General features: G+C 69.0%; 8 protein-coding genes and 1 pseudogene. 1 reads left to right on the top strand and 8 read right to left on the bottom strand.

Going from position 1 to position 12,274, the window contains the following annotated elements; all coding sequences use genetic code 11:
• From D7Y11_RS37715 to D7Y11_RS37690, 6 genes and pseudogenes are all read right to left on the bottom strand, one after another.
• Positions 1-305 (bottom strand): annotated as a pseudogene (locus D7Y11_RS37715) (CARDB domain-containing protein); the annotation flags it as partial.
• A 213-nt stretch (positions 306-518) separates the two neighbouring features.
• Entirely contained in the window at positions 519-3,035 is a 2,517-nt protein-coding gene (locus tag D7Y11_RS37710) for a CARDB domain-containing protein (RefSeq protein WP_126936094.1), read from the bottom strand.
• Between the two features lie 151 nt (positions 3,036-3,186).
• Positions 3,187-6,081, bottom strand: coding sequence for a CARDB domain-containing protein (locus tag D7Y11_RS37705; protein WP_126936093.1), 2,895 nt, complete (start codon positions 6,079-6,081; stop codon positions 3,187-3,189).
• Positions 6,082-6,241: 160 nt separating this feature from the next.
• On the bottom strand, positions 6,242-7,747 hold the full coding sequence (locus tag D7Y11_RS37700) for an ATP-binding cassette domain-containing protein (RefSeq protein WP_126936092.1): 1,506 nt from the start codon (positions 7,745-7,747) through the stop codon (positions 6,242-6,244).
• Between the two features lie 281 nt (positions 7,748-8,028).
• Entirely contained in the window at positions 8,029-9,114 is a 1,086-nt protein-coding gene (locus tag D7Y11_RS37695; protein WP_120579569.1) for an SPFH domain-containing protein, read from the bottom strand.
• Positions 9,105-9,605: an NfeD family protein gene (locus tag D7Y11_RS37690; RefSeq protein ID WP_120579570.1), complete on the bottom strand. Its 501-nt coding sequence runs from the start codon at positions 9,603-9,605 to the stop codon at positions 9,105-9,107. Before D7Y11_RS37690 ends, D7Y11_RS37695 begins: the two co-directional genes overlap by 10 nt.
• A 127-nt stretch (positions 9,606-9,732) precedes the next feature.
• On the opposite strand from D7Y11_RS37690, the gene D7Y11_RS37685 reads away from it, so the two are divergent.
• Complete coding sequence (locus D7Y11_RS37685) at positions 9,733-10,581, top strand: alpha/beta fold hydrolase (RefSeq protein WP_126936091.1); 849 nt, start codon at positions 9,733-9,735, stop codon at positions 10,579-10,581.
• Between the two features lie 16 nt (positions 10,582-10,597).
• On the opposite strand, the gene D7Y11_RS37680 is transcribed toward D7Y11_RS37685, so the two are convergent.
• Positions 10,598-11,974 (bottom strand): hypothetical protein, encoded by a 1,377-nt coding sequence (locus D7Y11_RS37680; protein ID WP_126936090.1) that lies wholly within the window; start codon positions 11,972-11,974, stop codon positions 10,598-10,600.
• Between the two features lie 186 nt (positions 11,975-12,160).
• Positions 12,161-12,274, bottom strand: a 114-nt coding sequence (locus D7Y11_RS37675) for a transposase (RefSeq protein ID WP_147452043.1), incomplete at its 5' end; no start/stop codon positions are given.

The following is a 12,274-nucleotide window of genomic DNA, read 5'->3' as shown; positions in this document are numbered from 1 at the left end:
GGCACCTGCTGGGTGGGGGTCGTGGACAGGTACAGCTGCAGGAACGTGCCGCCGCTCTGAGGGTACGCGGCCGCGGTGCCCTGGTTGCAGACCTTCACGGTGGCGGTGAAGTCATGCCCGTCGCGAACGCTGTCAGGAGCGAGAAGCTCGGTGATGACCAGGTCCGCTTCGTGGTCCAGGGAATGGCTTTGATCGCGAGCGGGTTTCACGCTCGACGACGCGCCTTCACTTCCGCAGCCGGTGATGACGAGCGTGCCCGCGATGAGCAGACACGTGTGTCTCCATGACGGCGAGAGCCGTTGCATGTGTTCTCCTTGGGGGAATGTGCAATCAACCAGACGCCGGCCGCCGGGCCAGGTCTGGCGCCATGACGACACTAAATGGATGCCCTGACATGCGAAAAGCCAATGCGCTTCAAACCCAGCGTGTTGGATGCGTGGCCTGGAAAAGGCAAACGCCGGCCGGGTTCGTGAAGACCCCGGCCGACGTCCACTTGTCCTACGTGCCGTGAAGCGCGGTTACGGCGTGTTGCTCACGGTGAGGGTGCCGCGCACGAAGCCGTTGTTGTCCTTGCGCAGCTCGGAGTCGTAAAGCCTCGCGGAGGCCCCCAGGTAGAGGGCCGCGCCCGGCTGTGCGGCCTGTGGCGGGATGGCGTTGACGGAGCCCTCCACCGAGACGCACTCACCGACAGCCAGCGGCGGCACCTGCACGGAGCCCAGCCGCGACAGGGTGGGAGACTCGACGGGCTCACCCTGGACGGCGGACGCCGGCAGCGTGGCCACCGTGGAGAGCAGCAGGTCCACCGTGTGGGGCTGCGCGAGCATCGTGCCCTGGTTGCAGACGGTGACGGGCACCTGCATCGCCGCCCACGGCTGGACCTGATCCGGCCCGCCCATGGCGGTGATGACGACGTCCGCGGCGAACCCCACGCCGATGCGCGGACCGACGAACGTGTTGTTGTCCTCGCGCACCTCCGGCAGATCCTGGGCGCGGTCCACGCTGGCGCCCAGGAAGAACGTCTGCGTGCCCGGCATCCCGATGCCAGCTCCGGAGATGAACGCGTTCACCGTCTGCGTGACGCAGGCGTGCGCCGCCACGGGCGGAAGGGTGGCTTCACCCAGCAACTCCTCCAGTGGGACGGGCACGTTCGGGGCCGGCAGCGTCAGCGAGGGCTTCGTCAGCAGGTGCAGGGTCACCCGAGTCCCAGGCGCGGCCTCGGCGCCCAGGTTGCAGACGGTGACACCCAGGTCGAGCGGGCCGAACGCGCTCACGGGGCCCGTCAGCGACGTGATGACCAGGTCCGGCCCGGTGCCCACGCCCAGCCTCCGCCCCGGGGACACGTTGTTGTCCCGGCGCAGGTCCAGCGGGTCCTGGAACGGATCCAAGACGGCGCTCAGGTACAGCGGCGCGTGCACGGGCGCACTCCACGGCCGGTTCGCGTGCAGCGTCACCGGCACGTCCTGGCACTGGCCGGCCTGGAGCGACGGAGCGTTCGCCATGCCCGCCATGTGCTGGTCCATCGAAGGGAACGGCGTACCCGGTGGAGGCCGCGTCCAGTTCGCCTCCGTGGACACCACGAACATCATCGGGACGATGCTCGAGCCTTCCGTGCCCGCGTTGCAGAGGCGCGCGGTGGCGGTGAACGGCTCCATCGGCGCGACGGTGTCAGGGAACGTCAGCCCCGTGACGACCAGGTCGGGCGCCTCACCCACGCCCATCAGGCCCGCGACGAACGTGTTGTTGTCCTCGCGCAGCTCCTGCTGGGCCACCCCCGGGTCGACGACTGCGCCCAGGTACAGCGGCTGCAGCGGCGTGGCCTGCTCCGGACGTGTCGCCCGTCCGGTGAGGCTCTGCGTGACGCAGGCCCCTTCACCCAGGGACGGCACGCTCACCGTGCCCACGAGCGCCACGGTACCGTCGGGAGACGGCGGCGAGCCGCTCTGCGCCAGGGGTGCCGGCAGGGTGTTGCCCGTACCCAGGTAGACGGCCACCTGCGAGGTCCCGGGCGTCGGCTGCGTGCCCACGTTGCAGACCTTCACGGTGCTGGTGAAGGTGTTCCAGGGCCGCGCGCTGGCGGGCCCCTGGAGCTCGGTGACGACGAGGTCCGGGCCGAAGCCCACGCCCACGGGACCCACGGCGAAGCCGTTGTTGTCCGTGCGCGCGTCGGGCGGGCCGTCCATCACCGCGCTCAGGTTCAGCGTGGAGGACAGGGGCAGGGGCCCCAGCTCCATGGGGCGCAGGGCATGGAACGTCCCGCTCTGCGTGGTGCACTGGCCCGGCGTCAGGTCCGTGTTGATGGAGGACCGTCCCAGGAACGCGTACCCGGGGAGGGGACCCTGGGACTGCCAGGGGGCCACCGCGGGCGGCGCCGCGTCCACGGAGAGGTACATCGCCACGCCGGTGGAGGACGCGGGGCTGAGGCCCACGTTGCAGACCGTGTAGCTCGCGGTGAAGGGCTGGCCGTCGCGCAGGTTCGCGGGCGCCTTCACGTCCGTGATGACGAGGTCCGCGTCGAAGCCCACGCCCACCAGGCCCTGGGTGAGGACGTTGTTGTCCTCACGCAGCTCTGGCACGGTCCGGTTCGCGTCGATGACCGCGCCCAGGGCCAGGGCCTGGTGCGGCCCTGCCTCCTGGGGCCGGGAGGCGATGGCGTCCACCGTCAGCGTCTTGCACTGGCCGGCGGACAGGACCGACACGTCCGCGCTCCCCACGGGGACCTGGGTCCGAGAGTCGAACGGCGCGGGGAGCGCCGGGAAGACCACCGCGTTCTCCGAGGACAGCGCCAGCTGCAGCCGGGCGGAGCCGCCCAGGTCCGCCGTTCCCACGTTGCATACCGTCGCCTCGACGGGGAAGTGCATCCCCGGTGCGACGTTGGCCGCCGCCTTCAGCGACCGGACCACCAGGTCCGGGCCGTTGCCCAGGCCCACCAGTCCCTTCACGAAGGTGTTGTTGTCCGCCCGCAGCTCAGGAACGAACCGCGGCTCCTCCACGCGCGCTGGCCGCCGGGCCCGGTTCAACGTCGCGGGGACATCCAAGGGATTTCCTCAACGGCGCGGAGCCGATGAAATTCAAACCAGCCACGAAGATTCTCCCGCCAGAAAAGACAAACGCCGGCCGGAGACATGAAGGCCTCCGGCCGGCGAATCCCATCTCAAATGATAGGGATTTCCTCTTGGAGGAATTCCTTTACTGCGCCTGGCCGATGGGCGTGGCCCGCGTCAGGGTGTTGTTGTCCTCACGCAGCTCCAGCAGCGAGTTCGGCCCGTCGACGAGGGCACCCAGGTACAGGGACTGTCCGGAGGTGGCCGCGGAGGGGCGGACCACGGAGCTCTGGATCGACAGCGTGGTGCACTGGCCCACGGACAGTGTGGGCACCATGGCGCCCCCCACGGGGATCTGGACCTGGGTGAACGGCGGCTGCCCCTGTCCGGGCGTGTAGAGGGACGTCTCCGTGGTGATGACCAGGTCCAGCGGCACGGAGCCGTACGTGGACACGTTGCCCTCGTTGCAGACCTGCACCTGCGCGGTGAAGGAGCCGTACTGTGGCAGGGCCGGGGGCGCCGTCACCGAGCGGACGACCAGGTCCGGGCCGCTGCCCACGACGATCCGCGACGTCATGCGGGTGTTGTTGTCCTCGCGCAGCTCCACCACCTGATTGGACATGTCCACGCGGGCTCCCAGGTAGCGCGGGGAAGCGGGGTCCGCGTTGGGCACCGTGGACGCGGAGCCGCTCACGGCCGTCGTCACGCACTGGCCCACGGCGAGCGAGGACACGGAGGTCATCCCGACATAGGACTCCGAGGACGCGGGAGGCAGGTACGGATTGGACTGCATCTCCTCCATGGCCAGGACGCCCATCACATACGAGGGCCCCGCCGGCTCGGTCCCCACGTTGCAGACCTTGACGTTGAGGGTGAGGGGGCCGCCCGGGATGGCGCTGGAGGGGCCGGTGACGTCCGTCACCACCAGGTCCGGGCCATTGCCCACGATGAGGGTGCCGGCGACGCGGGTGTTGTTGTCCTCGCGCAGCTCCAGCTGCTGCTGGTTCACGTCCGCCACGGCCACCAGGTACAGCGGCTGCGTGGGCGTGGCCGCCGGGGGGAGGGCGGCGTACACCGTCTTCGGGTACAGCACGCAGGTGCCCTGCGAAAGCGACGACACCTCCACCGTGCCCACCATCACCTGGGACGGTGACGGCGGGTACTGCATGGACGACGTCACGGAGGCCGTGGTGGACAGGAAGAGGCCCACCGTCGAAGCCGACGAGGGCTGGGTGCCCTCGTTGCAGACCTTCACGTCCGTCGACAGCGAGGTGCCGGGCTTGACGCTCGAGGGCGCCGTCAGCGTGCGCACGACGAGGTCCGGGCCGTACCCCAGGCCGATGCGGGACAGCGGAGACACGTTGTTGTCCTCGCGCAGCTCCTGGAGAGACGACATCGGGTCCACGATGGCGCCCACGTACAGCACGGGGTTCGGCATGGCCGTCCCGCCCGGCACGTTGGAGTAGCCGCTCACCAGCCGCGTGACGCACTCCAGGGGCTCCAGCGCCGGCACGTTGACCGTGCCCACCGGCATGCGGGACATGGGCGGCGGACCGGACACGACGCTCAGCGAGGGCTCATTCGTGACGTACACCTCCACCGGCACGTCGGTGGACCGCGTCGTGCCCACGTTGCAGACCTTCGCGGACACCGCGAGCGGCCCGTAGGACGGCGCGTTGGAGGGGGCGTCCAGCGAGACGACAGTGAGGTCGGGCCGCGCGCCCATGCCCATCAGCGTGTCCGCGCGGGTGTTGTTGTCCTCGCGCAGCTCCACCACGCCCTGCGGCAGGTCCACGATGGCGCCCAGGTACAGGGGCTGCTCGCTGGGATTCGCGGGCGGGCGGTTGGCGGGGCCCTGCACCGTGCGGGTGGCGCACTGGCCGCTCACCAGCGCCGGCACGCTGAAGCTCGTCACCGGGAATTCAGTCAAGGGGCGGGGCTGCGTTCCCGGGGCCGCCAGCGACGGCACCGTGGACAGGAACACCCTCACGTCGGCCTGGGGAGAAGACGCGGTGCCCTCGTTGCACACCGTCACCGTCGCGGGGAAGGAGTCGCCCTGGCGCGCGCTCGCGGGCCCCGTCACGGAGCGAATGGACAGGTCCGGGCCATTGCCCACGCCCACCAGTCCCTGCACGAACGTGTTGTTGTCCTCGCGCAGCTCCGTCACGCTCCGCGACGGGTCCGCGATGGCGCCCAGGTACAGAGGCGTGCCCGGCGGCGCGGAGGGCGGCCTCTGGGCGTAGCCGGTGAGCGGCACCGCGCGGCACTGGCCCGTCTCCAGGCTGCCCATGAGGGCGCTCCCGACCATCAGCTGCGTGACGGGGACGGGGGGCGGGCCGGACAGCGGCGGCAGCGTCAGCCCGTTCACCGAGGACAGGTACAGCTCCACGGAGCCGCCGGAGCTGTACTCCGTGCCCACGTTGCACACCGTCGCGGACGCGCTGAAGGCCTGGCCCGGCGCCAGGTTGGGCGGTGCGTCCACCCGCGTGACGACCAGGTCCGGTCGGTTGCCCACGCCCATCAGGCCCTTCACGAAGCCATTGTTCGTCTCGTCCGACTCCGGCACCGCGTTCTGCGTGTCGACGCTGGCCCCCAGGTAGTAGGTGCCGTTGCCCGTGAAGCCCGAAGGAGGGCTGACGTAGATGTTGAACGAACGGCTGACGCACTGGCCCGCGTACACCGTTCCCACGTCCGTCTGGCCCTGGGTGAGTTGCTGGGTGGGAGGCGGCTGCGTCCCCGGCCCCGGCACCTGCTGCGTGGGCGTGGTGGACAGGTACACCTCCAGCATGGCGCTGGAGTACACGGCCTGGTCACCGGTGTTGCAGACCTTCGCGGTGACGGTGACGGGCTGGCCGGGTTTCGCGCTGTCCGGAGCCGTCAGCTCCGTGATGCGCAGGTCCGGTCCGGGAACGAGCGCACTGGCCTGCTGCTCCAGCGGAGGCGCTTCCTCCGGGGCGGAACCGCTGGAACAGCCGGTGAGCGCGAGCGCGCCCGTGATGAAGAGACACGAATGCCGCCATGGCGGCGTACGCCGAGACATACGGACTCCTGGAATGGGGGGAAGAAGACGATACAGGCCCGGTGTGACATCCACCGGGACTGCAGGTCTTTTCTAGGAGTGGAACACCGGCGCGAAAAACAAGTTTCAGCGTTATTTCGCGGGGAGGTCTGTCTTCACTCCATCCCGGCGGTCAGGTGGCTCATTCCACCTCCACACGTCCGTTCGCCACCAGCCACCGCGTGGTGGTGCAGGAGCGGGCGAAGGGCGCGTCGTGGGTGACGAGCAGCAGCGCGCCCGGGTAGTCGTGCAGCGCCGCCTCCAGCCGTTCGATGGACGGCAGGTCCAGGTGGTTGGTGGGTTCGTCCAGCACCAGGGCCCAGGCGTGCTGGCCCAGGCCGCGCGCGATGGCCAGCTTGCGCGCCTCGCCGGGCGACGGCTGTTCGGACGCGAGCAGCCGGTGCGGATCCACCCCCAGCGCGGCCACCAGGGACATCACCCGGCCGCGCTCATCGGAGGGCAGCTCTCGCACCGCGTCGATCAGGGCGCGCGTCTCCTCCGCGCCCAGGTCCTGGGGCAGGTACAGGAGCTTCTCGCGAGGCACGCGCGCCTGCTCCAGCAGTGCCTTCAGGAGCGTCGTCTTGCCGGCGCCGTTGGGGCCCTCGATGCGGATGCGCGCCTCGCGGTCCACGTCCAGGCGCGTGGGGCCCAGCACCTCCACGTCGCCGGCCTTCAGGCCCGGTGTGTCGAAGGTGAAGAGCCACGGGTTGGGCGAGCGTACGTAGTCCACGAACACGGAGCGCCCCACGGTCTTGTCCACGGTGAAGGTGCCCACCGCGGCCTCGGCGCGCTCCAGTTCGCGGCGCTTCACGGTGACCTGGTGGCCCAGGCGGGACTCGGCCCAGCTCGCCAGCGTGGAGGGCCCCAGGCCGCGCGCGTCGCTGTCGTACTTGTTGCGCATCCGCCGCGACGTGCTGCGCGACAGGGTGGCGCCCTGGTGCTCGCGCCGGGCGCTGTCCAGCAGCTGCGCGGCGCGGTCCCGCTCCGCCTTGGACTGCTGGTGGGCGGCGACCTCCGACTCGCGCTCCGCCTCCCAGTGGCCCTTCGCGGCGGAGTAGGCCCCCGGGTACAGGTGCGCCTCGCCGCCGTGCACGCGCAGCGTGGCCTGGGTGAGCGTCTCCAGCAGCTCGCGGTCATGGGACACGACGACGCCCACGCCCCGGAAGCGGCGCAGCGCGGCCACCAGCCAGGCGCGCGCCTCCGCGTCCAGGTGGTTGGTGGGTTCATCCAACAGCAGCACGTCCGGCTCGCGGGCGAGCGCCGCGCCCACCTGCCAGCGCTTGCGCTCACCCGGGGACAGCGTGGGCCAGCGCTCCAGCGCGGTGACGTCCAGGCCCAGCTGGCCCTGGAGCCTGCGCGCCAGCGCGTCCCAGGCGTCCGCGAAGGCGGTGATGTCGGGCGTGAGCGCCTCCACGCCCTGCGGACACAGGCACACGAGCGGCGAGTCCGGTTCGAACTGGAGCTGCCCGGACGTGGGCTTCAGCTCGCCGGACAACAGGCGCAGCAGGGTGGACTTGCCGGCGCCGTTGGGGCCGACGAGGCCCGTCCAGCCGGAGGCGAGGTGGAACTCCACGTCGGTGAGGACGGGGATGGCATCGGTGAACGAAAAGCAGACGCGGTGCGCGCGCACGGAGGAGGACGAGGGCATGTTGAAGCGACTCCTGAAACCGGAAGCCAGCGCACACGTCCGTCAGGACGCGCGGCGGCGGGGTACAGCGGGGGACCGGGGTTTCAGGCGAACAGCTTCAAGGGTCTGCGAACCTCGTTCAGGGGAAGACCTGTGACATCTCCCCGCGTGGACAACCGGTGCTTCAGGTGGAGCATGCGGCGCGGCCCGGGCGGATGGCAAGCCCGGGCGCGTGCCGTGACGTGGGCACCGACGGAAAGAACGCCGGTGCCCTGACAACGATTCCCCGAAAGGGGCCGGGGCTACTCGTCCGAGGGCGGCTGCACCCGGCGGGTGGCCGGGATGGTGGCGCTCGCGGCGGCGTTCCGGGCCAGGGCCTGGGCGCTCATCGAGGCGGCGGACGGAGCGGACGCGCGGAGCTGGGGCTGGGGCGCGGCGGCCGGGGCGGCGTCCTTGGCGAACACCTCCTTCAGCGTGGCGATGGAGCCCAGCGCGGCGGTGGCCTCGTAGGGGATGAACATCTTGTTGTCGCCCTTGCCCAGCTCCTGGAGCGTCTCCAGGTAGCGCAGCGCGAGCACCTCCGGCGTGGCGCGGCCGGTGTGGATGGCCTCGAAGGTGAGGCGCGTGGCCTCGGCCTTGCCCTCGGCCTCCAGCATCACGGCGCGCTTGTGGCCTTCGGCGCGGGCGATCTCCGCGTCGCGCTCGGCCTCCGCGCGCAGGATGCGGGAGATCTTCTCGCCTTCGGCCTGGAGGATGGCGGCGGCCTTGTCACCTTCGGCCTTGGTGACCTCGGCGCGGCGCTCGCGCTCGGCGGTCATCTGCTTGGCCATGGCGGCCTTGATGGCCTGGGGCGGTTCAATCTCGCGCAGCTCCACGCGCGTCACCTTCACGCCCCACTTCTCCGTGGCCTCGTCCAGCACCATGCGCAGCTTGGTGTTGACCGTCTCGCGGCTGGTGAGCGTCTGATCCAGCGTGAGGCCGCCCATGACGTTGCGCAGGTTCGTCATGGTGAGCTGCTCGATGGCGAGCGCCAGGTTCTCCACCTGGTAGAGCGCCCGGCCCGGATCGACGATCTGGTAGTAGATGACCGAGCCGACCTCCATGTTGACGTTGTCATGGGTGATGACCTGGACGGTCTCGAAGCCCATGACCTGCTCGCGCAGGTCCACCAGGGTGTTGCGCGTGAAGCGGTTGCCGGCGCGCATCTCCATGGCGCGAGGGCTGTCCATGAAGGGGATGAGGATGTTGAGGCCGCTGGAGGCCACGTGGTGGAACTTCCCCAGCCGCTCCACGACCATCACCTTGGCCTGGGGAACGATGCGCACACCGGTGACGAGCCCGATCACGACGGCCGCGGCCGCGACGAGCAGAACAATGGTCAGTCCCATCCTGCGTTCTCCTTCTTCTTGCGACGCGCCGGTTGCAGCGCGACTTCGTTGGACGCCGACGGGCGTCGCACCCACAACTTGAGGCCTTCAATCTGCTCCACGGTGACGCGCTCGCCCTCGGGCAGGGGCCCGGACAGGGAGCGCGCCATCCACAGCTCGCCGTTGATGCGCACGGTGCCCCCGTGTCCGTCCGCCAGCGCCTCCATGACCACGGCCTCCTGGCCCAGCATCGCCTCCACGCCCGTCTTCAAGTGCACGGCGTCCCGCATGAAAACGTGTTTGAAGATGGTGCGGGACGCGCCGAAGAGGGCGGCGGACACCAGGATGAAGGCGAAGAGCTGGCTGTTGAGGCCCAGGCCCACCCCGGCCATGAGGGAGGCCATCAGCGCGCCCACCGCGAACCAGAGCGTCACGAAGCCGGAGAGCTTGATCTCCAGCGCGCCCAGGACGATGGCGGCGATCAACCAGAGCTGCCAGGCGGTGGTGTCCATATGGGGTCCTTGTTTGGCAGCGGCTTCGGCCCCCTGTCAAACCGGGCGGCCGGGCATCCGGAATCAATCAAAACGGAGGGTGGGTTCCGGGAAGGCCCTAAGGGGGCCCAAGCCGGGGGAAAAGCAGATGCCATACCTGTCCATCCGTGGTGCACGACTGTACTACGAGGACACAGGGGGGAGCGGGGAGCCGGTGCTTTTCAGTCACGGGCTGCTCTGGGACTCCCATCTGTTCCACCGGCAGGTGGAGGCCCTGAGGGGCCACTACCGCTGCATCGTGTACGACCACCGGGGCCAGGGGCAGAGCGAGCCCCCGCCTGGCGACTCGGTCATCGACCTGCGCACCGTGTATGAGGACGCCGTGGCGGTCATCCAGGCGCTGGGGCTGGCGCCGTGTCACTTCGTGGGCCAGTCCATGGGGGGCTTCGTGGGCCTGAGGCTGGCAGCCAGGCACCCGGAGCTCCTGCGCTCACTGGCGCTGCTGGACTCCTCCGCCGCGGCGGAGCTGCCGCTGACGCTGGCGCGCTACCGGGTGCTGACGACGCTCACGCACTGGCTGGGTCTGAGGCCGGTGGTGGATCGGATCATGTCGCTCTACTTCGGGCGCACGTTCATGCGGGACCCGGAGCGGTCCGCGGAGCGGGCGTTGTTGCGCCGGCAGCTGGTGGCGAACCCACGCGCGGTGTGGCGCGCGATGCAGGGCGTCATCCACCGCCGCAGCGTGGAGGGGGAGCTGCACCGCATCCAGACGCCAACGTTGGTGCTGGTGGGGGAGGAGGACGCGGTGACGGTGCCGGAGGTGGCGGAGCGGCTGCATCAGCGCATCCGGGGCGCGCGGCTCAAGCGGCTGCGCTGCGGCGGGCACATGTGCATCCTGGAGCAGCCCCAGGCGGTCAACGTCGCGCTGGAGGACTTCCTGGAGGAGGTGGAGCGCACCTCGCTCCAGGAATCGGGGATGGCAGCGGCGGCGAACTAGCGCCCTACCGAGGGAATCAATCCTCGAGCGCGTCCACCTCATCCTGGATCGGCGTTTGCCCCAGCTCTTCGATGGTCAGGGTCGGCACGTTCACCGCCTTGCCGAACACCATCTCCACCATCTGCTGCCGCACGAACCTGACGATCAGCGTCTTCACTTCCAGGGGAGGTGTGGCCCTGAGGATCTTGCTGGTCACATCGCGCGTGAACGCGCCGTGGAAGAAGACCGGGAACGCGCCGCTGCAGTCGGCATGCAGCATGCGGATGATGTTGGTGAGGGTCTTGGCCTGCACCTGTGTGAACGCGATCTCATCGTTGAACATCTTCACCATCAAGTCATTGGTGCCGAGCGACTGCGTATCGTGCCCCGTCATCGGCAACGCCCCGCCGAGCTTGGATGGATTGCACGTCATCACCTTCAGCTCCGGCCAGTCGCCCTTGCGGTCGAACGTTTCGACCGCGGTCTGGACCTGCATCCAGCAGTTCGCCGCGGTCTTGGTTTTGGAACTGTTGTGCTCCTTCGTGGTCTCGACCTCGACAGTGCCCTGTTCGAGCTGCAATTCCTTCACATAGCGGGCCGCCCGGATGCCATCCGCCGACAAGAGGTCCGTGCCGGTAAGATGCAGGTCCGGGAAGTAGCGCTCGTCCAGGGGAAACACTTCCGAGATCCGCACCCGCTCTTTCTTTACCCCCCCGACGATCAGCTGGTTCATGGTGAGTGCGCCGGCGACCACCAGCTTGAGGCACAACAAGGTATCGATGAAGCTGGTGCGGTTGCGGACGAACTCCGAGCCGAGCGAAGAACCCAGGAACAGCGCTTCAACGACGTCCTTCGGGTTGGCCTTCTGCGCGATTACGTTGAGCAAGTGCTCCGCGACCTCGCGGTCACTCCTGTGCGAGGTGCGCTTGCGGAAATACAGCGCGAACTCGTGATACGAGGGCGCCCGATCCACCTTGGCGCCAATCAACTTCTGGCACCGCGCGTAGGCCTCCTTGTCCTTGGTCTTGGTGCAATCGGTAAACAGATTCTTGAGCAGGTAGATCTTCTGGCAACCCTGGGTCGAGGGGATGCCGATTGATATCTCGTGGTCCTTTCCATCGAACGTGGAGATGTCGCCCGGCTCGCCAAACAGCACGTAGTTGCTCAGTGGCCCCATATTATTGAGCCGGTTTTCCAGCCAGAGTTTCTCGTTAATCACCTTGGCGGCGTAGGCGATCGCGATCTCGTGCCACCACTTGAGGAGATACTTTCCGGGGAGTGAGAACGTGGTGCCGAAGCACTGGAACTCGAGCTTCGTAGCGAGGGGAACCCTGGGATCGAACCGGATGGTCGGCGTTCCAGCCTCGCTCGTCGGCTTGCGGCATTTGCCGCAGGTGTCGCCGGAGGGCTGCACGTGACCGCATTTCGCGTCGGAGCAATATTTCATTCCACCCAGAGTAGAATCATGACGCACTCCCAGCAATCTCGTGGCGACCGGGCGTGTCGGTGCGTTGAGCCGGCGCGTGGCGGCGCGCTACGAGAAGCGCGCCGCCAACCCGCTGGCGAGAGTCCTCATCGCCTCTGGCTCTAGGGGGTGTCCCTAATTGAGCCACATCCGAGTGCAGGCGAGGTGGATGAGGGCAAGGTAGTTGCGGGCTGTCTTCTCATATCGAGTCGCGAGGCGGCGGAAGCGCTTGAGGCCATGGAAGAACCG

The organism is Corallococcus sp. AB018 (assembly GCF_003986945.1).
Classification (GTDB): domain Bacteria; phylum Myxococcota; class Myxococcia; order Myxococcales; family Myxococcaceae; genus Corallococcus; species Corallococcus exiguus.
The sequence above is the reverse complement of the archived record's forward strand: the minus strand, read 5'-3'. Positions and strand labels throughout refer to the sequence as shown.

What these genes read in the sequence shown, in the direction of transcription:
- D7Y11_RS37705 (WP_126936093.1), bottom strand. Translation starts at nt 6,081, where the DNA reads ATGTCTCGGCGTACGCCGCCATGGCGGCATTCGTGTCTCTTCATCACG.
- D7Y11_RS37700 (WP_126936092.1), bottom strand. Translation starts at nt 7,747, where the DNA reads ATGCCCTCGTCCTCCTCCGTGCGCGCGCACCGCGTCTGCTTTTCGTTC.
- D7Y11_RS37695 (WP_120579569.1), bottom strand. Translation starts at nt 9,114, where the DNA reads ATGGGACTGACCATTGTTCTGCTCGTCGCGGCCGCGGCCGTCGTGATC.
- D7Y11_RS37690 (WP_120579570.1), bottom strand. Translation starts at nt 9,605, where the DNA reads ATGGACACCACCGCCTGGCAGCTCTGGTTGATCGCCGCCATCGTCCTG.
- D7Y11_RS37685 (WP_126936091.1), top strand. Translation starts at nt 9,733, where the DNA reads ATGCCATACCTGTCCATCCGTGGTGCACGACTGTACTACGAGGACACA.